General features: G+C 45.3%; 23 protein-coding genes. 3 read left to right on the forward strand and 20 right to left on the reverse strand.

Annotated features, from left to right (window positions below; all coding sequences use genetic code 11):
* Positions 1–6: 6 nt before the first annotated feature.
* The 6 genes from QRX25_RS12615 to QRX25_RS12640 form a co-directional block, all read right to left on the reverse strand.
* The gene (locus QRX25_RS12615) at positions 7–573 is read right to left on the reverse strand and encodes a TetR/AcrR family transcriptional regulator (RefSeq protein ID WP_065981940.1); all 567 of its coding nucleotides are present in this window, start codon (positions 571–573) and stop codon (positions 7–9) included.
* Positions 574–778: 205 nt separating this feature from the next.
* The gene (locus tag QRX25_RS12620; RefSeq protein WP_065981941.1) at positions 779–1,318 is read right to left on the reverse strand and encodes a class I SAM-dependent methyltransferase; all 540 of its coding nucleotides are present in this window, start codon (positions 1,316–1,318) and stop codon (positions 779–781) included.
* 172 nt (positions 1,319–1,490) lie between these two features.
* Positions 1,491–1,646 (reverse strand): hypothetical protein, encoded by a 156-nt coding sequence (locus QRX25_RS12625; RefSeq protein WP_193551596.1) that lies wholly within the window; start codon positions 1,644–1,646, stop codon positions 1,491–1,493.
* Between the two features lie 173 nt (positions 1,647–1,819).
* Positions 1,820–1,960, reverse strand: a complete 141-nt coding sequence (locus QRX25_RS12630) for a YrzI family small protein (RefSeq protein ID WP_003152787.1) — start codon at positions 1,958–1,960, stop codon at positions 1,820–1,822.
* A gap of 389 nt (positions 1,961–2,349) precedes the next feature.
* Entirely contained in the window at positions 2,350–3,150 is an 801-nt protein-coding gene (locus QRX25_RS12635; protein ID WP_065981942.1) for a formate/nitrite transporter family protein, read from the reverse strand.
* Positions 3,151–3,415: 265 nt separating this feature from the next.
* Positions 3,416–3,784 (reverse strand): Na-translocating system protein MpsC family protein, encoded by a 369-nt coding sequence (locus QRX25_RS12640; protein WP_065981943.1) that lies wholly within the window; start codon positions 3,782–3,784, stop codon positions 3,416–3,418.
* 307 nt (positions 3,785–4,091) lie between these two features.
* On the opposite strand from QRX25_RS12640, the gene fdhF reads away from it, so the two are divergent.
* Together fdhF and QRX25_RS12650 are read left to right on the forward strand one after the other, a co-directional pair.
* Positions 4,092–7,034: a formate dehydrogenase subunit alpha gene (gene fdhF, locus QRX25_RS12645; RefSeq protein WP_115997840.1), complete on the forward strand. Its 2,943-nt coding sequence runs from the start codon at positions 4,092–4,094 to the stop codon at positions 7,032–7,034.
* Positions 7,035–7,051: 17 nt separating this feature from the next.
* Positions 7,052–7,543, forward strand: a complete 492-nt coding sequence (locus QRX25_RS12650; RefSeq protein WP_014470745.1) for a helical membrane plugin domain-containing protein — start codon at positions 7,052–7,054, stop codon at positions 7,541–7,543.
* Between the two features lie 39 nt (positions 7,544–7,582).
* Here the strand turns inward: QRX25_RS12650 and QRX25_RS12655 are convergent, their stop codons facing one another.
* The 5 genes from QRX25_RS12655 to QRX25_RS12675 form a co-directional block, all read right to left on the reverse strand.
* Positions 7,583–7,813 (reverse strand): YrhC family protein, encoded by a 231-nt coding sequence (locus tag QRX25_RS12655; protein ID WP_014470746.1) that lies wholly within the window; start codon positions 7,811–7,813, stop codon positions 7,583–7,585.
* Between the two features lie 83 nt (positions 7,814–7,896).
* Positions 7,897–9,039, reverse strand: a complete 1,143-nt coding sequence (locus QRX25_RS12660; RefSeq protein WP_115997681.1) for a bifunctional cystathionine gamma-lyase/homocysteine desulfhydrase — start codon at positions 9,037–9,039, stop codon at positions 7,897–7,899.
* Between the two features lies 1 nt (position 9,040).
* Entirely contained in the window at positions 9,041–9,964 is a 924-nt protein-coding gene (locus QRX25_RS12665; protein WP_212101740.1) for an O-acetylserine dependent cystathionine beta-synthase, read from the reverse strand.
* 44 nt (positions 9,965–10,008) lie between these two features.
* On the reverse strand, positions 10,009–10,704 hold the full coding sequence (gene mtnN, locus QRX25_RS12670) for a 5'-methylthioadenosine/S-adenosylhomocysteine nucleosidase (RefSeq protein WP_003152774.1): 696 nt from the start codon (positions 10,702–10,704) through the stop codon (positions 10,009–10,011).
* A 20-nt stretch (positions 10,705–10,724) separates the two neighbouring features.
* Positions 10,725–11,366, reverse strand: a complete 642-nt coding sequence (locus QRX25_RS12675) for a class I SAM-dependent methyltransferase (protein WP_088613173.1) — start codon at positions 11,364–11,366, stop codon at positions 10,725–10,727.
* 183 nt (positions 11,367–11,549) lie between these two features.
* Between QRX25_RS12675 and QRX25_RS12680 the strand changes: the two genes are divergently transcribed.
* Positions 11,550–11,753, forward strand: coding sequence for a YrzA family protein (locus QRX25_RS12680; RefSeq protein ID WP_003152771.1), 204 nt, complete (start codon positions 11,550–11,552; stop codon positions 11,751–11,753).
* Positions 11,754–11,792: 39 nt separating this feature from the next.
* On the opposite strand, the gene QRX25_RS12685 is transcribed toward QRX25_RS12680, so the two are convergent.
* The 9 genes from QRX25_RS12685 to QRX25_RS12725 all read right to left on the reverse strand — a co-directional run bounded on the left by QRX25_RS12685 (position 11,793) and on the right by QRX25_RS12725 (position 20,258).
* Positions 11,793–12,509, reverse strand: coding sequence for a YrrS family protein (locus tag QRX25_RS12685; RefSeq protein ID WP_115997683.1), 717 nt, complete (start codon positions 12,507–12,509; stop codon positions 11,793–11,795).
* Between the two features lie 69 nt (positions 12,510–12,578).
* Positions 12,579–14,327: a peptidoglycan D,D-transpeptidase FtsI family protein gene (locus QRX25_RS12690; protein ID WP_212098532.1), complete on the reverse strand. Its 1,749-nt coding sequence runs from the start codon at positions 14,325–14,327 to the stop codon at positions 12,579–12,581.
* A gap of 53 nt (positions 14,328–14,380) precedes the next feature.
* Positions 14,381–14,854, reverse strand: coding sequence for a transcription elongation factor GreA (gene greA / locus QRX25_RS12695; protein ID WP_014470754.1), 474 nt, complete (start codon positions 14,852–14,854; stop codon positions 14,381–14,383).
* 253 nt (positions 14,855–15,107) lie between these two features.
* Complete coding sequence (gene udk / locus QRX25_RS12700; RefSeq protein ID WP_003152763.1) at positions 15,108–15,743, reverse strand: uridine kinase; 636 nt, start codon at positions 15,741–15,743, stop codon at positions 15,108–15,110.
* Positions 15,744–15,749: 6 nt separating this feature from the next.
* Positions 15,750–17,018, reverse strand: coding sequence for a peptidase U32 family protein (locus tag QRX25_RS12705; RefSeq protein WP_212098534.1), 1,269 nt, complete (start codon positions 17,016–17,018; stop codon positions 15,750–15,752).
* A 17-nt stretch (positions 17,019–17,035) separates the two neighbouring features.
* Entirely contained in the window at positions 17,036–17,965 is a 930-nt protein-coding gene (locus QRX25_RS12710; RefSeq protein ID WP_212098536.1) for a peptidase U32 family protein, read from the reverse strand.
* 6 nt (positions 17,966–17,971) lie between these two features.
* Entirely contained in the window at positions 17,972–18,625 is a 654-nt protein-coding gene (locus QRX25_RS12715) for an O-methyltransferase (protein WP_212098539.1), read from the reverse strand.
* A 151-nt stretch (positions 18,626–18,776) separates the two neighbouring features.
* A complete protein-coding gene (mltG, locus tag QRX25_RS12720) occupies positions 18,777–19,868 on the reverse strand; it encodes an endolytic transglycosylase MltG (protein WP_212098542.1) in 1,092 nt (363 codons plus the stop codon).
* A gap of 108 nt (positions 19,869–19,976) precedes the next feature.
* Positions 19,977–20,258 (reverse strand): DUF1292 domain-containing protein, encoded by a 282-nt coding sequence (locus QRX25_RS12725; protein WP_003152751.1) that lies wholly within the window; start codon positions 20,256–20,258, stop codon positions 19,977–19,979.
* Position 20,259: the final 1 nt, after the last annotated feature.

Genomic DNA, 20,259 nt, shown 5'->3' on the forward strand with positions numbered 1-20,259 from the left:
GAATAATTAATGAGTCCTGATGGCATCCCAAGAGCATTGCTCCAATTCTTTCAGAAACGGTTTCGTTATCTCGACGCTTCCCGTCCGGACAAGCTGATAGAGTTTAAGATATGCCCCGAGCAAAATCGCCATCAGTACATTGGACGGGAGGCTGCGGAGCACGCCTTCAGCCTTGCCGCGCTGAAAAAAGACGTCAAGCATCTGTGTTAATTCATCAAGAAGCTTACGGCTCGTTTCATTCAGAAAGTAGGCGTCCTTATTCGTTTCAAGAAAAAACAATGCGTACTCGCTTTCCTTTGTAAAATCAATCAGACAATAAAAAAGATGATGAAACCCTTCTCTTACAGATATTTTTGAAAAATCGGTTTTGACTTTTTTCATAAAACGCTGCGCGCTTTCCTGATACAGCACATTTACAAGTGATTCTTTACTGTCAAAGTAACGGTAAATGGTGCCGGTTCCGACATCCGCCTGGGCGGCAATCATCGGAATCGTCGTCGCGTCAAAACCTCTTTCCGTAAACAAAGTAAGCGACGCTTTCATAATGAGTTCAACCTTGTTTGAAGCTGTCATCCAATCCCCCTTTCAAAAGCGGAATGAATATTCATTCCGCTTGTTCAAATTTAAAATGTACGGTCATCTGATAATCATTGTATAAGAAAAAAACTTTTTTTAATATAAAATAAGTGTGATATAACCGAAAATAAGGAAAAATGCCCAATTTAACAAAAAGAGCTGCAGTGACTTAAGCAGCTCTTTTTATTTCCCAAGAAATATTCTATTTAATGGCAGTAATAAAATGGAATGAATCTCTGCTGACAACTGAAATGTCTCTGAAATGCTGATCACGCAGCACCTGAATCACATCATTTTCACTCATCCGCGAAGGCTTCAAAACGATGTAAAAACACCCGTCAATCTGAAGAACGCGGTACACTTCTTTACATGCAATCCGGTAATCGCTGACTGTTTCAGCAGTATGTAAAGAGAAGACTTTATGAAAGCTGCGGTCGTGGAACGGAATGCTTTCAGGCCGCCCCTGCTGAATGTTTCCGAGCCCGGCCTTAATGGCCGAACGGTTTGCGCGCTGTGTTTTCCGTATTTTACGTTTAGATGTTTCTATACTTTTAAGACTGCCCTTTTCAAGCTGTCCGATGATTTGTTTAAACATTGAGCCGTTTCCTGTTCCGATTTCCAGAATGCGGTCGTATTCCTGTATATCCATCATGATTTGTCGAATGACCGGTTGTGCCGGTTCTGATTTAGCAAAGTATTTCGCGCGCATTCGTTTTAATGCTGAAGATGTATGTTGCAACATTGTATAACACCCGCTTTTCTATTTCTGTGATTTATTATTCAGAAATAATATTACCTCCTATTAGTACGAGGTGCTAACTAGACGGCGTTCTCTTCATCAACGTTTCGATTTATTTGAAATTTATTTCAGATTTCATAAAAAAAAGACGGAAAACGTATGTTTTCCGTCTGCTCTAGTACCAATAATACGGTGCCATATATCTTGTCTGCCGGGAAAGCGCCGCCATTCTCTGACGGCGGTACGGGTTGCCGTAGCCGTGTTTAAATGAATGGGGCATTGACGCATACCCGTGTCCGATGGATGGAATTCTGTTCTGACCGCCCTGCATGCTATCACCCGCTTACCAATTTTTCTTTCTTTACCATGGTATGCAGGCCGTCTGCGCCGTGACAGAAAAATTTTCGCTAAACCTGGTCCTTCTCCATTGTGTAATGATTCAACAGTTCAATTCTGAACATGATGATCTCCTCCTTCTCCTCCATTTTGGCTCTTCGTGTTCACTTAGTTCATATAAAAATGTTTCAGCTGACGTTCTTTCGCTTCATTGTAAAACTCTTCGACCTGCTGTTCTCGTTCGTACTCTTCCGCACTTTTAAAACGCTTTGAAATGGTCAGTGTTAAAAAGAAAAGATTAATGGTCATTATCGCTCACCCCCTTTCAATATCCGCACAAGCGAAAATAACCCGCAGCAAACTTCATATGCGCTGCGGGCAGACTAAATCCGCAGACAAAAGAAGCCGATGCTTCTTTCCCTGCGGGGAGCTGCGAATGTCCTGATACTCCGAAATTAACGTGCTTGACAGGCAGAGGTTAAGGAAGGACACGAACTCTTCCACAGGCTGAATCGATTCAATTTTGGGTTTTGTTTACCGTTTAACATTGTCATGTGACTCAACCTCCCTTTGCTTTTTTCTTACTTTGTAAGTATATCCACCGACTTCCAATTTGTAAACATTTTTTTCAAGATTTGGACGGAAAATGTGCTTGAATTCCGCTTCAATTGTCCATGTTTTCCGGCATCTTTCTTACCTCAGGAAACTCTTTTCATTCCTTGTTTATTCTGATTCTTTTTTGAATATGCAATAAAATAAATAAGGCCGACAAACACTGCGCCGCCGATCACATTCCCGATAAAGGCCGGAATGAGATTAAGAATCAGATCTCCCCATGAAAAAGAGCCTGCAAAAATCGCAGCCGGGATGATAAACATATTCGCGACAACGTGCTGAAATCCAATTGCGACAAACGCCATTATCGGAAACCATATACCCGCGATTTTACCGGCTCCGTCTTCTGCGCCGAAAGAAAGCCAAACGGCTAAACAGACAAGCCAGTTGCAGCCAATCGCCGAAACAATGACTTTTCCAAACGGCATATCCAATTTGCCTTGTGCGACTGCAATCGTTTTTTCCAAATACGGGCCCGTTTCGGTTAATCCGACTACATGTCCGAAAAAGTAAGCGACAAACAGCGCACCGACGAGATTCATCAGCGTCACGATGATCCAGTTTTTCACTAATGAACCGGCTGATATTCTTCTGGAAAACAGCGCCATGGATACTGACATCATATTTCCCGTAATCAGCTCCGCCCCGGCAAGAACGACGAGCACCAGCCCGATGGGAAACACGGACGCGCCGATTAAACTCGACAAACTGCCCCATTCTTTCGGAAGATCTCCGATGACACGAATATCAAGCAAATAACCGAGTGCGATAAACGCTCCTCCCAAAAATCCTAATACAACCAATGCTGAAAGCGGTGAATGCACTTTTTTTACCCCTGCTTCGACCGCAAGCTCCGCTATTTCGTCCGGTTTACGAAAAGCCATAATAACCCCTCCATTTATCAATTCATCCGGCAGTTTCAAAAGGCGCCCAACAAAAAAGGCAGCATTCAAATAACCCGTCTGAAAACGGGGGATTGAATGCTGCCTAACTTGTATGCATACCCATACAACAATATCAAGCAGAATAAAAATATGCGTTATAGAACATGTACAGATCATGCACACATTCCATAAAAAATCGTCCTTTAGCCACTGCTGGCAGTTCATATCATATCAAATGTGACAATTTAGTGTCAATTAAATATTATCAGCTCTTGATTTCTTCTTTATGCTCCTCAATTGGGCGGTCAAATACAAACACGGATACAGCAATATTTTCCTCTATTTTAATATCTGAAAACAGGTGCACGAGCTTTGCTCCGATAAGCTCTTCCATTCCGTCAGGCGTTTGTTTTGAATACAGCTCCTGAATTAAGCTGGTCCGTGCGGCGTGAACCATTTCCCTTCCTTCAGGCGTGCGTGCGATAAACTGCTCACTTGCGCTTAAATTGCCGTAAAGCGTAGATACCGCCATGTTATCTACAAAGACGGTGTGAATTCGTTCCGGTCCTTTTCCAAATAATTCTTTGCGCAATTTCCGGATAATATCGTTAAATTCATGAATTTTTTTAGACATATTGTCCCCCTCCGATTTTAGCCTATGAAAGACATTCCCGGTTCCCCTTTGTGACATTTCACCTGGTTAAAGTTTTCCTTTCGTATTGTATTATAATAAATATCACCTTATAATAAAAGCAGTGAAGATGGATTCGTAATAGGAAACGTGTTATGAGTCTATCGTTTTATACAGATAGGATTGGTCTGTTAGTAAGACTTGCTAGTGAACTATTCCGCCATGCGTATTTATTACCGATCTCCGGACAGGAGGCCGGTATCTATGTGCATGGCTTTTTTCGAGTTTAAAAGATGGAGGGGAATTGGAAGTGACAGACGTTCAGTCTATCCGTGTCAAAATTGACGGCACGGAGTATGAAGCACCAGAGGGGACTAAGATTTTAGATATTTTAAATCAAAATGGAATTGAGATTCCGCAAATATGCCATGTACCTGAAGTAGATCCGATTCAAACATGTGACACCTGTATTGTTGAAGTAAACGGGAAATTGCAGCGCTCTTGTTCTACGGCTGCAGAAAATGGAATGTCAATCTCGCTTACATCAGGAAGGGTAAAAGAAGCTCAGACGGAGGCCATGGACCGCCTCCTCGAGAATCACCTGCTTTACTGTACGGTATGCGATAACAACAACGGTAACTGCACACTGCATAATACAGCGGAAATGATGGGGATTGAGCATCAAAAATATCCGTATACGCCGAAAGACGATTCAAAGTGCGCGGTTGATATGTCTCATCCGTTTTACCGCTATGATCCGAACCAATGCATCGCCTGCGGCCAATGTGTTGAAGTGTGCCAAAACCTTCAGGTGAATGAAACACTTTCAATTGATTGGGAGCGCGACCGCCCGCGGGTCATTTGGGACGAAGGCGTCGCCATTAATGAATCTTCCTGCGTCAGCTGCGGCCAGTGTGTCACTGTCTGCCCTTGTAACGCACTGATGGAAAAATCAATGCTCGGCCAAGCCGGTTTTATGACAGGAATAAAAGAAGATGTCATGGAACCGATGATTGATTTAGTGAAAAATGTTGAACCCGACTACACAAGCATCTTCGCCGTGTCAGAAGTGGAAGCGGCCATGCGCGACAAACGGACGAGAAAAACAAAAACAGTCTGCACGTTCTGCGGCGTCGGCTGCTCTTTTGAAGTATGGACAAAAGGACGTGACATCCTTAAAATTCAGCCTGTTTCCGATGCTCCGGTTAACGCGATTTCCACTTGTGTCAAAGGGAAATTCGGCTGGGACTTCGTGAATTCGGAAGAACGGATTACAAAACCGCTCATCCGGAAAAACGGCGCATTCGTTGAATCGTCATGGGAAGAAGCTCTTGACCTTGTCGCTTCAAGACTCGGTTCGATCAAGGCTGAGTATGGTAATGGTTCTGTCGGTTTTATTTCTTCTTCTAAAATTACGAATGAAGACAATTACGTCATCCAAAAATTAGCGCGCCAAGTATTTGAAACCAACAACGTGGATAACTGCTCACGCTACTGCCAGTCACCGGCAACGGACGGCTTATTCCGCACCGTCGGTATGGGCGGTGACGCCGGCACAATTAAAGATATCGCCAAAGCGGGCCTCGTGCTCATCGTCGGCGCCAATCCGGCGGAAGGACACCCGGTTCTCGCCACACGCGTGAAACGCGCGCATAAGCTGCACGGCCAAAAATTAATTGTTGCCGATCTGCGCAGAAATGAAATGGCTGAACGGTCCGACCTCTTTATCAGCCCGAAACAAGGGACTGACCAGGTCTGGCTCATGGCAGTGACGAAATATATGATTGACCAAGGCTGGCACGATCAAGCGTTTATTGATGAAAACGTCAATTACTTTGATGATTATAAAGAAACGCTGAAAAAATATACATTAGAATACGCAGAGCGCATCACCGGACTTTCTCAAGATACGATGATCCGCATTGCCGAAATGATCCGTGATGCAGACGGCACTTGTGTTCTTTGGGGGATGGGCGTTACCCAAAATACAGGCGGGTCTGATACATCAGCGGCGATTTCCAACCTGCTGCTTGCCACAGGGAACTACCGCCGCCCGGGTGCCGGAGCTTATCCGCTGCGGGGACATAACAACGTTCAAGGCGCTTGTGATATGGGAACTTTGCCGGGCTGGCTTCCGGGATATCAGCATATTACCGATGATGCGGCACGCGCTAAATTTGAAAAAGCTTACGGTGTCAAAATTGACGGCAAGCCGGGTCTTGATAATATTGAAATGCTCCATGCGATTGAAGAAGGAAACATGAAAGCCATGTATCTTGTCGGTGAAGACATGGCGCTCGTCGATTCAAACGCCAACCATGTTCATGACATTTTATCCAGCCTTGATTTCTTTGTTGTGCAGGATATTTTCCTTTCAAGAACGGCGCAATACGCGGATGTCATCCTGCCTGCGGTTCCTTCTCTTGAAAAAGACGGGACATTTACAAACACAGAGCGGCGTGTGCAAAGATTGTATCAGGCGCTTCCGACACTTGGCGATGCAAAACCCGACTGGTGGATTATTCAGGAAGTAGCCAATCGTTTAGGCGCTGATTGGAATTACACACATCCAAGCGACATTTTCTCAGAAATGGCGAGCCTTTCTCCGCTTTTCGGAAAAGCAAGCTACGACGTTCTTAGCGGCTGGAACAGCTTCCTATGGGGAAGCTTTACAGGAGAAAGCACTCCGCTTCTTTATGAAGACGGCTTTAACTTCCCTGACAAAAAGGCCCGTTTTGCGCTGAGCGACTGGGTGGAGCCTGCCGTATTCCCTGAAGAATATGACCTGCACATTAACAACGGGCGGATGCTTGAACATTTCCACGAAGGAAATATGACAAACAAATCAAAAGGCATTCAGTCTAAAGTGCCGGACGTATTTGTTGAAGTATCGCCGGAACTCGCGGCTGAACGAGGAATTTGCGACGGAACAATGATCCGGCTCGTCTCTCCTTTTGGAGCGGTTAAATTAAACGCGCTTGTAACAGACCGCGTCCGTGCAAACGAACTTTATCTGCCGATGAACTCTACAGATAAAGATTCTGCGATTAATTTCCTGACCGGGCCCGCGTATGATTCACGGACACATACGCCTGCCTATAAGCAGACAAAAGTCCGCATGGAAGTGCTCGGTTCCTGTGATACTCCGCCTCTTCCGAAAACGAATCCGCGGAACAAAAAACGTCATCCGCAAAACGGTGTGGAAGCGCAGCGAAAATGGAACCGTCCGGGCTATGTGCATTTAACTGATTAAGGAAAGGAGGAAGCATTATGGCAAGCCCAATTACTGAAATTCATAAAGAAACAAAAACAGAGGAACAGCTGAAAGCCGAAAAGCTGGAAGAGCTGAAGACGCTTCTTGCAGAAAATGAAGAAGCCGTCGCGAAAACGATGTCTATTATGGCAGAGCTGAACGGCTTGGGCATTTTTGATGCCGCCGGCTATATGCTCCAGGCGAAAGAGGAAATTGCCAAAATCGCACTCGGTCAGATTTCCCGGGAACCTGTCACAAATCTTCTGAATACGATGATGGCCGCGGGAGGCGCGCTGTCAAAAGCCGACCCCGAATTTATGGGCAGACTTTTAGAGAGCGTCATGGCCGGAACGGATCAGGCGCAAAGCTTTTTAAAAGAAGACCGGAAAGTCAGTATGTTTGAACTGATGAAAGCCGCCGGTGACCCTGATATTAACCGCGCGCTCGGCTTCGGGCTGCAGTTTTTAAAAGGAATGGGAAAAGAATTACGAAAAACTCCAACTGAATAAGAAACGAAAAAAGCCATTGTCAAAAGACAATGGCTTTTTTTATTCATCGGCCTCGTCCAGCCTCTTTTTATAAATAAGTGAACGGTCAACGCAGAAATAAGCGCCCGCTAAAAATACACAATCGGTTACAAACATCAGCATTTTCTGGCCTGCAGTCAGCCCTTGTCCGGGAAGAACCGCGCCGATATAAATGAAGGTGCTGACTGCAAGCAGAATAAATGCGTAATGCTTAAAATCTTCTATTAATGATTTCAGTCTTTTCTTCTCCATATAAGGTCACCTGCCAGTTTTATAGTCTAACAACATTATAATATAAGCTGACAGCCGACAGAGAATGTAAATCTATCCAATCTTTATAAAAGTGAATCAAGCGCCTGTTTCACATCCGCCGTTAAATCCTCAGTGTCCTCAATACCGACTGAGATCCGTACGAGCCCGTCCGTAATGCCGAGTGCAAGCCGGCGGTCGCGCGGAATCGAAGCGTGTGTCATTCTTGACGGCACGGAGATTAAGCTTTCAACCGCTCCTAAGCTTTCCGCGATCGTAAACAGGTTCAATTTTTCTAAAAATGCGTCGACGCGTTCGCTGCTGCCGATATCAAAGGAAATCATTCCTCCGAAACCGGAGCTTTGCGCTTTTGTCAGCTCATGGCCCGGGTGTTTCGGTGATCCCGGATAGTAGAGCGTCTGAACGGCATCATGCGCTTCAAGCAGCTCGGCGATCTTTCCGGCGCTGTGATTAATGGCGTCCATTCTGAGTCCAAGCGTTTTAATGCCTCTCATCAACAGCCATGAATCCTGCGGTCCTAAAACGCCGCCCGTTGAGTTTTGCACATAATGAAGCTTTTCGCCAAGCTCTTTATCAGCCGTTACGACTAAGCCGCCGACGACATCACTGTGGCCGCCGAGATATTTTGTCGCGCTGTGCAGCACGATGTCAGCGCCGAAACTGAGCGGCTGCTGGAAATACGGCGTATAAAACGTATTATCGACAATGAGCAATACGCCCGCTTCTTTTGCGATGTCAGACATCAATTTGAGGTCAGTCACTTTCAAAAGCGGATTTGTCGGTGTTTCGATATAAATGGCTTTCGTATTCGGACGGATGGCTTTTTGGACTTTTTCTTTGCTGCTCGTATCAACAAAATCCGTTTCAATGCCGAAACGGTTCAGCACACCTGTCATCACCCGGTAAGTGCCGCCGTATACATCGTCCGTCAAAATAACATGATCCCCGCTGTCAAACAGCATCATGACGGCCGTAATCGCAGCCATTCCTGAGCCGAACGCATATCCCGCCGCGCCGCCTTCAAGCTCCGTAATTAAACTTTCAAGAGCAGTCCGCGTCGGATTGGCCGTTCTTGAATATTCATAGCCCGTGTGCTCGCCCGCTTTCGGCTGCTGGTATGTGCTTACTTGATAAATCGGTACGGAAACCGCTCCGGTTTTTTCATCTCCCGTAATTCCTCCGTGCACCATCAGCGTTTTTTTCTTCATCTTACTGACCTCCTTGGAAAATGTTCTTGCTTATATAACGATCGCTGCCGTCAGGGAAAATAGTGACGATATTTGACCCGGCGGGCGCTTTTTTTGCTTCCTCAAGCGCCGCATACAGAGCCGCCCCTGATGAGCTGCCGATTAAGAGACCTTCTTTTTCGGCCGCTTCTCTGACGAACGAAAACGCCTTATCGTCCTCTACTGTATAAATGGCGTCAAAATGGCTCTCGTCCATATAATCCGGAATAAACTCCATGCCGATGCCTTCTGTTTTATGGGCATGCGGTTCTCCACCGTTCAGGATGGAGCCTTCCGGTTCAACGATAACCGTTTTGACGGCAGGACTTTTTTCTTTTAGATAAGCTGCCGTGCCGGCAAAGGTGCCGCCAGAACCCGCTCCGGCGACAAAAGCGTGGATATTGCCGCCGAGTGCGTTCCATATTTCAGGTCCGAGCGTTTTGTAGTAAGTCAATGGATTTACTCGGTTTTTAAATTGCAAAACAGCATAAGAATTACTGATTTCTCTCTCCAGCTCAAGCGCTTTCCGGATGGCTCCCTGCATGCCTTCTTCTCTCGGCGTATGCACGATGTCAGCTCCGAGTGCTTTCATAATCTGCTGCTTTTCCCTGCTGAAATGCTCCGGGACGCAAAAAACGGCGCGAAGCTGATGCTTTCTGGCGCACAGAGCGAGTCCGATTCCGGTGTTTCCGGCAGTCGCTTCAATGATAACGCCGCCCGCTTTTACTTTTCCCGTGCGAAGCGCATCTTCAATGAGCATCTCGCCCAGCCTGTCTTTAATGCTTCCGCCCGGATTCATCATCTCAAGCTTAGCATAAACCGCCGTTCCCTCCGGTATATCAAAATGCTTGAGGCGAAGCAGCGGTGTATTTCCGATCAGTTCTGTAATGTCTGTTATCACGTTCAACATATGTCCTCCCCCTGAAGCGGGGGAGAACGAGAATCCCCCGCTTAGTGAATTCGTTTGATGACATTCAGGACAAGCTCAGTTGAATGAACGGCAGCCTGTTCTAAAAATTTATCAAATGAAACGTCAGATTCTTTTCCGGCAATGTCAGATAAAGCTCTGATGACAACAAAAGGCGTTTTGAACTGGTGGCACACCTGTGCGACAGCCGCCGCCTCCATCTCAACCGCGTACAAATCCGCAAACTTGGCGCGCACGTCTTCAACCCGCTTCGGATCATTCATAAAAGAATCTCCCGTTGCAATTGTGCCTTTGGCGACTTGAATGCCGTTCAGCTCAGAAACCGCTTCCTCAGTAATGCTGATCAGCTTTTCATCAGCTTTGTATGCTGCCGGAAGACCGGGCACCTGTCCGTATTCATAGTCAAACGCCGTCACATCCACGTCATGGTGGCGGACATCTGTTGAGATGACGACATCGCCTACATTCAATGTATGATGAAATCCGCCCGCTGAGCCTGTGTTAATCACATAATCAGGTTTGAAACGGTCAAGCAGAAGCGTCGTGCTGATCGCCGCGTTGACTTTTCCGATGCCTGATTTCAGCAATATGACTTCGACGCCTTCATAGCTGCCCGTCGTAAACTCACAGTGCGCGATCATCTCTTGTTTTGCGTCTTTCAGTTTGCTTCTTAAAATCGTAACTTCCTCTTCCATTGCTCCGATGACTGCCAGTTTCATTTATACACAATCCCTTCGATTTACCGTTTAATCGCCTCCATTATCCAGACAAAGTCATTTTGCTGCGTAAATCGCGCGGCAAACCCCTCAGCTGAAAAGATGTTTTTCATTGTCCCGAGTGTCGGATAATGTTCCGTCTTTAAATCGTCCGCTAATTGATGATAGCCGTTTCGGCTTGCTTTTTTTATAGCTTCATCGTATGCTTCTTGATCTTTAAAGACAGTATCGGCAAACACTATTTTATCATGCTTCTGAAGGATTGTGCCATACTGCTTTACAGCCGTTTGCTTTTCTTCATCGGTTAAATGATGAAAGGCGTACGAGCTGACGATGGTATCTATTTGAAAAGGCGGAGCGGGAAACTCCAGAAAATCCCCGTCACTGAACACGGCTCTGTCAGAAAGCTTGTCAGCTGCCAGTTTTCTCATTGACGGAGACGGTTCTACACCAAACACCTTTTTTTTCGCGGCGGCTAATTTCGCCGTCAAATTCCCAGTGCCCGGTCCGAACTCTAAAACGTTTGAACCCGAAAGTGCGACGATGCTGTCCAGAATATTGTCATATCCTTTAAAAACATCGGCATATTGTTTGTCAGCCCCGTGCACCGTGGCGTCATAAGTCGCTGCCCAATCTTCGAATAAAGGAATAAATTCACGGCCCATATTTTTCACTCTCCATAATTTATAATTCCTATGAGTATAGTATGGATTAATCGTGGAACAGTTCCTATCCTATCACAAAAAAGAACGAAAGGGTACTAAAATACTCTGGGATTATTGCGCAATTACGGCAGAAAGGCTTATACTTTCATTGACTCAGAAGAAAAATCAGGAGGATCTGTACTGATGAATTTTCAATTGGATTTAATAAAAGATAAAGTAGAATTTTTCGAAGCGGCATCTTTGCAGGAGCTTGAAAAGAAAATAAACGTTCAGATTGAAAACAACCAGGCGATTATGCTTCGCGTCCGTTCTGTATCTCATCAGGTGACGGCCGTTGACGGCAGAATCCTTTACAGCGCGTCAGTTCATTTTTCCGCTGACGTATGACAGAAAAAAGCAGCTGACTCTTCAGCTGCTTTTTTGCGGTTATTTTAATGTTTCTACTTTTGTCGGCTTCCAGCCTTTTTTGTCTTGCCAAGTGATGGTGACCTGATACTTTTTGCCGTTCGTTTTGTCTAAAACTTTACCCTTCGCATCTTGCGGGCTTCCATTGTTTCCAAGCCACAGCACAGTCATGTTATCTTTTGACACGCCGGTTGCATAAGAGATGGCGTCGAGCATTTCAGACCAGTCTTCAGAGCTTGAATCATACGTCGCCGTATGTTCTCCAGTCTGCTTTGTGCCGACCGCTTTCCATTTTGAGTTAACAATTGTTTTATCGACATTGCTGGATGAGCCGCCCTCTGTTATTTCTGCTCCTTTAAAAGGATCGCTTGAATCAGAGTCTTTTTTGCTGCTGTCATCACTTTTAGATGAATCATCATCTTTTTTGCTGTCAGAGTCTGAAGATGAATCAGATGTGTCCTTATCCTGTTTATCTTTTTTGTCATCGTCTGACGCCGTATCTTTTTTGCTGTCTTTTATGTCTTCATCTGATGTCTGCTTCGTCTTGCCTGATGCAGGTGTTTCCTGCTTTTGGCTCGTGTCCGCTTTTTCGCTCACGTCGCTGGACGGGCTGTTGATGAAGAGGCTGACTGCAACGACGACAATAAGAATAGATACGATAGCAATTAAAATGTTAAGCACCATATTTGCTTTTCTGCGCTTATCACGGTTTTCAAAACGAGATTGTTTATTGCTCAATCATTCTGCACTCCTTTATCCCTCTTGCTCAGCATATATTTTAACATGGGCTGAGCGGTTGTTCTATGTCTAGTTTGTTTCATTTTCATGTACCTTTTTAACAATATCATAAAACACTGTATTTGTCAGAGCCTTATCCCCCGGCGTGTCCATGTGCAGCACCACGAGAGCGTATTTCGGCTTGTCCGCGGGAAAGTATCCCGCAAACCATTTGTGGTAAAGCGTCTGTTTTTCTTTTGTGAACATTCCCGTCTGGGCCGTTCCGGATTTGCCCGCCACCGCATACGGCAGATCCTGAAATCTCCTGCCGGTTCCTTTCGGTGAAGTAACGACTTCTCTGAGAATTTTTTGAAGCTGCTGCGCCGTATATTTATCAATGGTTTTCCCCTTCAGCGGCTGATCTTTGAATGACGCCATCGTCGTTCCGTTTTTGTATTCGATTTTGTCTGCGATTTTGACTTGTTTTTTTTCACCGCCGCGTGCGATCGTCGCCATCATATTGGCGACTTCAAGAGGCGTGACTTTCACATTTTTCTGCCCGATCGCCGTCTGTGCGACTGCTCTTTTTACGGTTTTGTCTTTGGCATCTCCCCAAATGACGCCGCTTTTTTCATTATACAATTGCCTGAATCCGTCTTCCCGGTACAGCTTGCCTTCCCAGCCCGCCCGCTGTGTGAGACCGAGCTTCTCCGCCATGTTTTCAATAACGGAGTCATCTTTTTTGACCAATTTTTCCGCAAGACTTGTAAACGTATAATTGCAGCTTTGGGCAAAGCTCTCTCCAAAACTAAGCGTGCCTTTGTCGTCACCCGGCTCTCCGTACAGGTTGAGACTGCAGTTAAAGGAAGTGCTCGGCTTCACTTCATTTTGTTCAATTGCGGCTGCGGCGATCACTGTTTTAAAAACTGATCCCGGATATATCGGCGTCAGCATGTAATTTTGCAGAGTCTGCTGCTTTGACATGTCGGCGTCAGGCTTTGATACCATACCGAGCACACTGCTTTTTTCAATGTCTAAAAGGACGGCTCCCCCCTTTTTTAACCCGCGGTCTTTCAATACATCTTCCATTGCTTTTTGAATATTGCGGTCGATGGAGGTTTTGACTTGCAGCGGATAAAACGCGTTTGCTTCAGCCGTATATTTGACGTCCATTCCGAATAAAGGGTTTCCCCTTCCGTCGACATGATACAAAAGTTTTGTGTCCTGATCCGCCAGTAAAAACTCATCAAACGTCCGCTCCATCCCGCTTGTCCCGATTTTTGCCGTGATCGGCAGTTCCTTGCGGCCGGGGTATTTCTTTTTCAAAAGCTCCGGGTCCTGGTTTGTCGCGCCCAGCAGATGGGCGGCTATGTTTGTTTCTTTGCTGTCTTTCATATATACGCCGTAAATGCCGGGATATTTCAAAGAATTGATATTTGACACAGATTGTTTCGTCAGATGTTTGATTTTTTTGCTGTTTAGGATCACCGGTTTTTTCGCCTTCGTGAGCAGCTGCCTGAGCTCCTCCTGTTTCATTCCGAGAATGGCGGATACCCGGTCAACCGGCCAATCCTGAGTCACGAGGAAGGGAAACAGAACGACGGCTGGCTGCTTTTTTCCGGTCAGCTCTTCGCCGTTCCGATCAAGAAAAGAGCCGCGTCCGTCTGAAATAAGAACTTCTTCAGTCCGCTGCTTGACGCTTTCCTGAATCAGATTAATGTTAGATTTTGAAAAAGATTCTGTAAAAAACAGCTGAATTTCAGCCAGTCTGGCAAGCAGAAAGAAAAACACGAGCAGAAAACAAATAACGGCCGCTTTCAGCCTTTTTGATACGATCATAAAAAAACACCTCATCCACATTTTGGACGAGGTGTTTCATTGTTAAACGGATCTTATGAAATTTTCACAATTTTCACGAGCATTTCTCCGCCCGGCGTCTGAACTGTGACTTCTTCGTCCACTTTTCTGCCGAGCAGGCTTTTGGCGATTGGCGAGTCGTTTGAAATTTTCCCTTCAAACGGATCAGCTTCTGCGCTTCCGACAATCGTGTAAGATTCTTCTTCACCGTCAGGCAATTCGATGAATGATACGGTTTTTCCCAAACCGACAACATTTGAACCGCCGTCGTCCTCGATGATTTTCGCATTGCGGATCATGTTTTCAAGCGTCGTGATACGCCCTTCCACAAATGCCTGTTCTTCTTTTGCAGAATCATACTCAGAGTTCTCTGACAGATCTCCAAAGCTTCTTGCGATTTTAATGCGTTCTACTACTTCTTTACGTTTAACCGTTTTCAATTGCTCTAATTCTTGTTCAAGTTTTTGTTTTCCTTCTTGAGTCATCGGAAAAACTTTTTCTTGTGCCATGTTCCTTCACTCCTTGGTGGTTGTCCCTCAACAATAACGTGTGATTATGTATGAGAGCATAAACGAAAAAATCAAGAATGAGAACACAGGGCAGTCCTCGTTCTTCTCTCCCATATAGGTACTGTTTATCTTAAACTGAATGTGTGTTTTCTGCAAATGTTTCGGTTTATAAACAGGGAAAGAAGGGAACTGTCTCATTCCCTTCCAGCCTATACATAATATGGTCTGAGTTATTTATGTCTATGCTATGGTATTACAAAATTGCATTTTGTTCAAGGATCGTTTGTATCTTCGTGACCATCAGATCAATAGCGACGTGATTTTGGCCGCCTTCCGGAATAATGATGTCCGCGTAGCGTTTCGTCGGTTCAACAAACTGATTATGCATCGGCCTCACGACGGAGACATACTGCTCGATGACAGAATCGATAGAACGGCCTCTTTCATTAATATCTCTCATAATCCGTCTGATGATACGGAGATCCGCGTCCGTGTCGACATAAAGTTTCATATCCATGAGGTCGCGAAGCCTTTTATCTTCGAGAACGAGAATGCCTTCAAGAATAATGACATCCTTCGGCTCGACCGGAATGGTTTCCTCAGAACGCGTATGCAGTTTATAATCATAAATCGGCTTTTCTATCGGCCGGTAATTCAAAAGCTCTTGAATATGCTCGATTAAATAGTCATTATCAAATGCGAGCGGATGATCATAGTTTGTGTTCAGTCTTTCTTCAAACGGAAGATGGCTTTGGTCTTTATAATAAAGGTCTTGCTGGATCATTAAAATCGAGTGTCCTTTAAACTGTTCGTAGATGGAACGTGTGACGCTTGTTTTTCCTGATCCGGAACCTCCTGCGATGCCTATAACTACAGGACTCTTACCCATTGGTGATTACTTCCCCTTTCTCATCATGTTGCTCGGATAAATCTTTTTGTCTACTTTAAATGTAACGATTTGCAGGGGATGGCGGGCAGCATCAAGCTCGTTTCCGTCTTCGTCCCAAATAGTGCCGATGGTGAATGTGAAATTGTCGATTTCGGGACCGAAAAATTCCACTTCGTCACCTTGTTTAAAGAAATTGCGCTGCTGGAGCGTCACCATTTGAGTTTCCTCGTTATATGCGAGCACGAGACCGGCAAAATCAAATGTTGTTTTCTTTCCGTGTTCGCCGAACATCTGCTCTTCAAAACCGGGCGTGCCTTCAAAGAAAGCAGGCGCAGTATCCCGGTTTGCACATTTGTCCAGCTCATCAAGCCATTCTTGCTGAATGACAAAGTTTTCAGGATCAGCGCAGTATGCGTCAATGACTTTGCGATACACGCTGACAACCGTCGCAACGTAATGAATCGATTTCATCCGGCCTTCAATTTTCAGGCTGTCGATGCCCATCTCGATCATTTGCGGAATGGATTCAATCAATTTTAAATCTTTCGGGCTCATCGCAAACGGAGCATCTTCTTCGCCGTAAAGCGCGACCGCGTTCGAACTGTCTGTCTGATACAGGTCATAATCCCAGCGGCACGACTGACAGCAGCCGCCGCGGTTGGAATCCCGGGCCGTCATGTGATTGCTCAGCACGCATCGGCCTGAATAAGCGATACACATGGCCCCATGGATAAAGGTTTCGATTTCAATATCCACCTTTTCCTTCATTTCTTTAATTTCCAGTCCGCTCGTTTCGCGGGCAAGCACCACTCGGTCAAGCCCTTCTTCTTTCCAGAACTGCACCGCTTTCCAGTTTGAAAGGGACTGCTGTGTGCTGAGATGAATTTCCACATCCGGGGCCACTCTCCGGCATGTTTCAATAATCAGCGGATCAGCGACGATAATTCCGGCAACTTTCGCGTCTCCCAACGCTTTTAAGTATTCTTCCAGACCGTCTATATTTTCATTATGGGCAAAAATGTTTGTTGTCACATATATTTTCGCCCCGTATTTTTTGGCAAATTCTACGCCCTCTGCGATTTCTTCTATAGAGAAGTTATCCGCATTTGAGCGGAGTCCGTATTCCTGTCCTCCGATAAAAACCGCGTCCGCTCCGTAATGAACGGCAATTTTTAATTTTTCAAGGTTTCCTGCCGGAGCAAGGAGTTCAGGTTTTTTCGTAATGACGCGTTTTCCGTTTACGACTTTGGAAATGGTTTGATTTACGGCTGTCATCCGTTGCATCCTCCTTTTTAATAGACCGTTTCTTTAAAGAAGAATCCTGTGTCGATGCTTCTGTTCACAGGCTGAATGCTTTCAATCCGTTCTATCCAGCTCTCTTTTTTCTCTTCATATGTCTCCCGGCTGCCGAAGCACAAATCGATTGCTTCTCTGTACATACGGGTTACTTCAATTAAGTATTCAGGAGACTTCAAGACTCCGTCGATTTTGAAAGAATCAATGCCGGAGTCCATCAGATCCTCTAACTCATCAATCATGCACACATCGTTCGGGCTCATGATGTGCGTGCCGTTTTCGTCTTCAAAAATCGGGTATTTATTGCCCCGTTCCTTGTCATGCAGAAACATGCCCGCTTCTTTTTTCTTCTGTTCGATGTCCATGACTTTTCCCTGGTATTCGAAGTAATGGCCCACTAACGAACGCTTGGATTGGAACATGCAGGTCATGCCGTGGATTTGAATTTCAATTTCCACTTCGGCGTTTTCTTTTATGTCAATGATGCTGTCCATATTTAATTCCTTAGCCAGCACTGCACGCCGTGCGCCTTTGCGTCCCCAGTAATTGCAGGAATAGTAGTTGGTTCCCGTTGTTTCCGTGCTCCAGTGGAGTTTGAGCTCGGGAGCCGCTTCCCGCGCCGCCATTAAAACGGCCGGGTCACCGAAAACAGCCGCATCAACGCCGGCTTCCTGCAAAAAGGCAAGATAGCCGTTCAGCTCGTCCACTTTTTCATTGTGAAAAATAGCATTGACAGCAGCGTACACTTTCGCGCCTTCTTGGTGAGCTGTCTTTACGGCTTCTTTTATATCTTCTCTTGAAAATTCTCCGGCCAGTCTCAGGCCGTATCTTTGTTCTCCGACTAACAGCGCCGTTGCGCCCGCTTGAATGAGCGGAAGAATATCCTGTACGGAAGTCGGAGTCACCAAAAGTTCAGGTTTTTTCATGATCATTCACCTCTTCTTTTTACTGATGGCGATGCCGTCTCCGACCGGCAGTATAACCGTTTGATAGTCAGGGCGGTTCATCAGCCATTGGTTATATTGATCAATTTTTTCAACAAGCTTCCGTTTTCTTTTCGGCTCAATTTCCGAGTGATCTTGTGCCACCAGCCCTTTAAACAGGACGTTGTCCGTGAAAATGACTCCATCCGGCGCAAGCATCGGTTCATAGAGCTCAAAAAAGTTCGTGTACTGGCCTTTGGCCGCGTCGATAAAAATGGCATCATAAGGAGCCGTGACACGAACAGACTCAGAAAGTGTCAGCGCATCCCCGTACAGTACGTGAATCCGATTTTCCATTTCAAAGTCTTTTATATTGTTCACAGCTTCTTCATAGCGTTTGTCGTCCCGTTCAATCGTGTAAATATTCGCATCCGGAAGCTCAAGCGCCATCCGTATGGCGGAATACCCGATTGCCGTGCCGATTTCCAAAATGTTTTTCGCCTGTTGAATCGACAGCATTTGAAGCAGCACTTCAATGCCCGCTTCTTCCATAATCGGAACATGGTGCTCTTTTGCATAGGCTTCAAGCTTTTTCACTTTATCAGGCCGAGGCTTCAGCATCGCGTTTATATACTCGTTTATTTGTTCATACCGATCATTCACGGCAAACAGCCTCCGTTCTAAAAAGGAGTGCCCCTGACGAATCCGCGGGGACACTCTCTTAAGACACTTCTTTATTCATAAGTAAACAACCCGATATATTTTATCATAAAACCTTTCAGAATGGAATAAAAGGAGAGCTTTTGCCCTCCTTTTATTCGCTGTCTTTTTTGGAAATATACTTTTCCTTCGCTTTATTATGATCTTTTAATGTTTTCGTGAAAACGACCTCGCCGTTTGATTTTGCCAGGAAATAGAGATAATCCGTTTTGTCAGGGTTGAGAGCCGCTTCCCATGATGAATCCCCGGCATTTGCAATCGGTCCCGGCGGCAGCCCCTTATTCTTATACGTATTATACGGAGAATCAATTTTCAGGTCTTTGTAGTAGACGCGGCTTTTATGCTTGCCGGCCGCATATAAAACCGTCGGGTCAGTCTGCAGCGGCATTTTTTCTGCAAGCCTGTTGTAAAAAACGCTTGCGATTTTGTGACGGTCGGCTTTGGCGGTGGCTTCCTCTTCGATAAGCGATGCCATCGTCAAAGCATTATGGACGGAAAGTTTCTTTTTTTCCAGTTCTGATTTATACGTTTCGATACGGGTGTTTGTTTCCTGAACCATTGCCGTCAAAATCTTGTCAAGCGATGCATCCGGATCATTAAACGGATATGTAGCCGGATACAGATAGCCTTCGAGCGGATGCTTAAGCTTCTTGTTTGAAAGAGCGTCCGTTATCGTATCAGGAAACTTGTTTTTCAGTTTGTTAATAAATGTTTTGTCGTCCAGTCTCGCCATGATCTCTTCTTTTGAATATGATGTTTCGTTTGCGATCGCATCAGCAATCTGTGTAAGCTGTTTTCCTTCAGGAACGGTGATCTGAAAGGCATATCCCGCAGATCCCGCGGTCAGTTTTTTAATAATCGCATCCGCGTCCATTCCTTTATTCAGATGGTAAAATCCGGCCTGAAATCCAGAAGCGCCTTTATACTTCACATACAGCTGAAATGCTTTTTTGCTTTTTATGACATGCTGATCCTCAAGAATCTCAGCGATTGCCGAAACCGAAGAACCGCTCGGAATATTAATGTTGACTGTCGTTTTGCTGCCTTCGTCAACCGGAGACAGCAGTGATTTTCCATAGAAAAAAGCACCGCAAATGATGATAAAAAGAGCGATCACGGAGGACAGTATTATCGTCGTTTTTTTGTTTTTACGCAGAAATGAATTTTTAGTCTGATTGATATTCATACAAGTATTTTCCTCCCAACAGCTCTTATACTACATGATTCATGCGCATTCGGCAATTTATTACAAAAAAGCCGAAGCGGCATATGCGCTCCGGCTTTTTTGTTCATTTTATTCTTCGTCTTCTTCCGCTAAAAACGTGTTCAGCGTTTCTTCGATCATTTCCCACTCTTCATCAGTTTCAATCGGCATCAGTTCGCCGTCTTCGCCGTTTTCATTCGGCTCGAAGCTTGAAGCGTGAATTTCGATTTCATCATCGTCCTGAGCATCAATCGGATAATAAAGTACGTAAGATTTGTTGAATGTGTCGTTTTCAAATGTGAACAGCACTTCGCAAAGCTGTTCGTTGCCTTGATCATCGACAATCGTAATGTGTTTTTCACCGTGTTCCATT

This window comes from Bacillus sp. L381 (assembly GCF_030284525.1).
Classification (GTDB): domain Bacteria; phylum Bacillota; class Bacilli; order Bacillales; family Bacillaceae; genus Bacillus; species Bacillus amyloliquefaciens.

Excerpts from the sequence above, each read along its gene's own strand:
- QRX25_RS12615 (WP_065981940.1), bottom strand. The coding sequence starts at position 573 with ATGACAGCTTCAAACAAGGTTGAACTCATTATGAAAGCGTCGCTTACT.
- QRX25_RS12620 (WP_065981941.1), bottom strand. The coding sequence starts at position 1,318 with ATGTTGCAACATACATCTTCAGCATTAAAACGAATGCGCGCGAAATAC.
- QRX25_RS12625 (WP_193551596.1), bottom strand. The coding sequence starts at position 1,646 with ATGCAGGGCGGTCAGAACAGAATTCCATCCATCGGACACGGGTATGCG.
- QRX25_RS12630 (WP_003152787.1), bottom strand. The coding sequence starts at position 1,960 with ATGACCATTAATCTTTTCTTTTTAACACTGACCATTTCAAAGCGTTTT.
- QRX25_RS12635 (WP_065981942.1), bottom strand. The coding sequence starts at position 3,150 with ATGGCTTTTCGTAAACCGGACGAAATAGCGGAGCTTGCGGTCGAAGCA.
- QRX25_RS12640 (WP_065981943.1), bottom strand. The coding sequence starts at position 3,784 with ATGTCTAAAAAAATTCATGAATTTAACGATATTATCCGGAAATTGCGC.
- QRX25_RS12650 (WP_014470745.1), top strand. The coding sequence starts at position 7,052 with ATGGCAAGCCCAATTACTGAAATTCATAAAGAAACAAAAACAGAGGAA.
- QRX25_RS12655 (WP_014470746.1), bottom strand. The coding sequence starts at position 7,813 with ATGGAGAAGAAAAGACTGAAATCATTAATAGAAGATTTTAAGCATTAC.
- QRX25_RS12660 (WP_115997681.1), bottom strand. The coding sequence starts at position 9,039 with ATGAAGAAAAAAACGCTGATGGTGCACGGAGGAATTACGGGAGATGAA.
- mtnN (WP_003152774.1), bottom strand. The coding sequence starts at position 10,704 with ATGAAACTGGCAGTCATCGGAGCAATGGAAGAGGAAGTTACGATTTTA.
- QRX25_RS12675 (WP_088613173.1), bottom strand. The coding sequence starts at position 11,366 with ATGGGCCGTGAATTTATTCCTTTATTCGAAGATTGGGCAGCGACTTAT.
- QRX25_RS12680 (WP_003152771.1), top strand. The coding sequence starts at position 11,550 with ATGAATTTTCAATTGGATTTAATAAAAGATAAAGTAGAATTTTTCGAA.
- QRX25_RS12690 (WP_212098532.1), bottom strand. The coding sequence starts at position 14,327 with ATGATCGTATCAAAAAGGCTGAAAGCGGCCGTTATTTGTTTTCTGCTC.
- greA (WP_014470754.1), bottom strand. The coding sequence starts at position 14,854 with ATGGCACAAGAAAAAGTTTTTCCGATGACTCAAGAAGGAAAACAAAAA.
- udk (WP_003152763.1), bottom strand. The coding sequence starts at position 15,743 with ATGGGTAAGAGTCCTGTAGTTATAGGCATCGCAGGAGGTTCCGGATCA.
- QRX25_RS12705 (WP_212098534.1), bottom strand. The coding sequence starts at position 17,018 with ATGACAGCCGTAAATCAAACCATTTCCAAAGTCGTAAACGGAAAACGC.
- QRX25_RS12710 (WP_212098536.1), bottom strand. The coding sequence starts at position 17,965 with ATGAAAAAACCTGAACTTTTGGTGACTCCGACTTCCGTACAGGATATT.
- mltG (WP_212098542.1), bottom strand. The coding sequence starts at position 19,868 with ATGAATATCAATCAGACTAAAAATTCATTTCTGCGTAAAAACAAAAAA.
- QRX25_RS12725 (WP_003152751.1), bottom strand. The coding sequence starts at position 20,258 with ATGGAACACGGTGAAAAACACATTACGATTGTCGATGATCAAGGCAAC.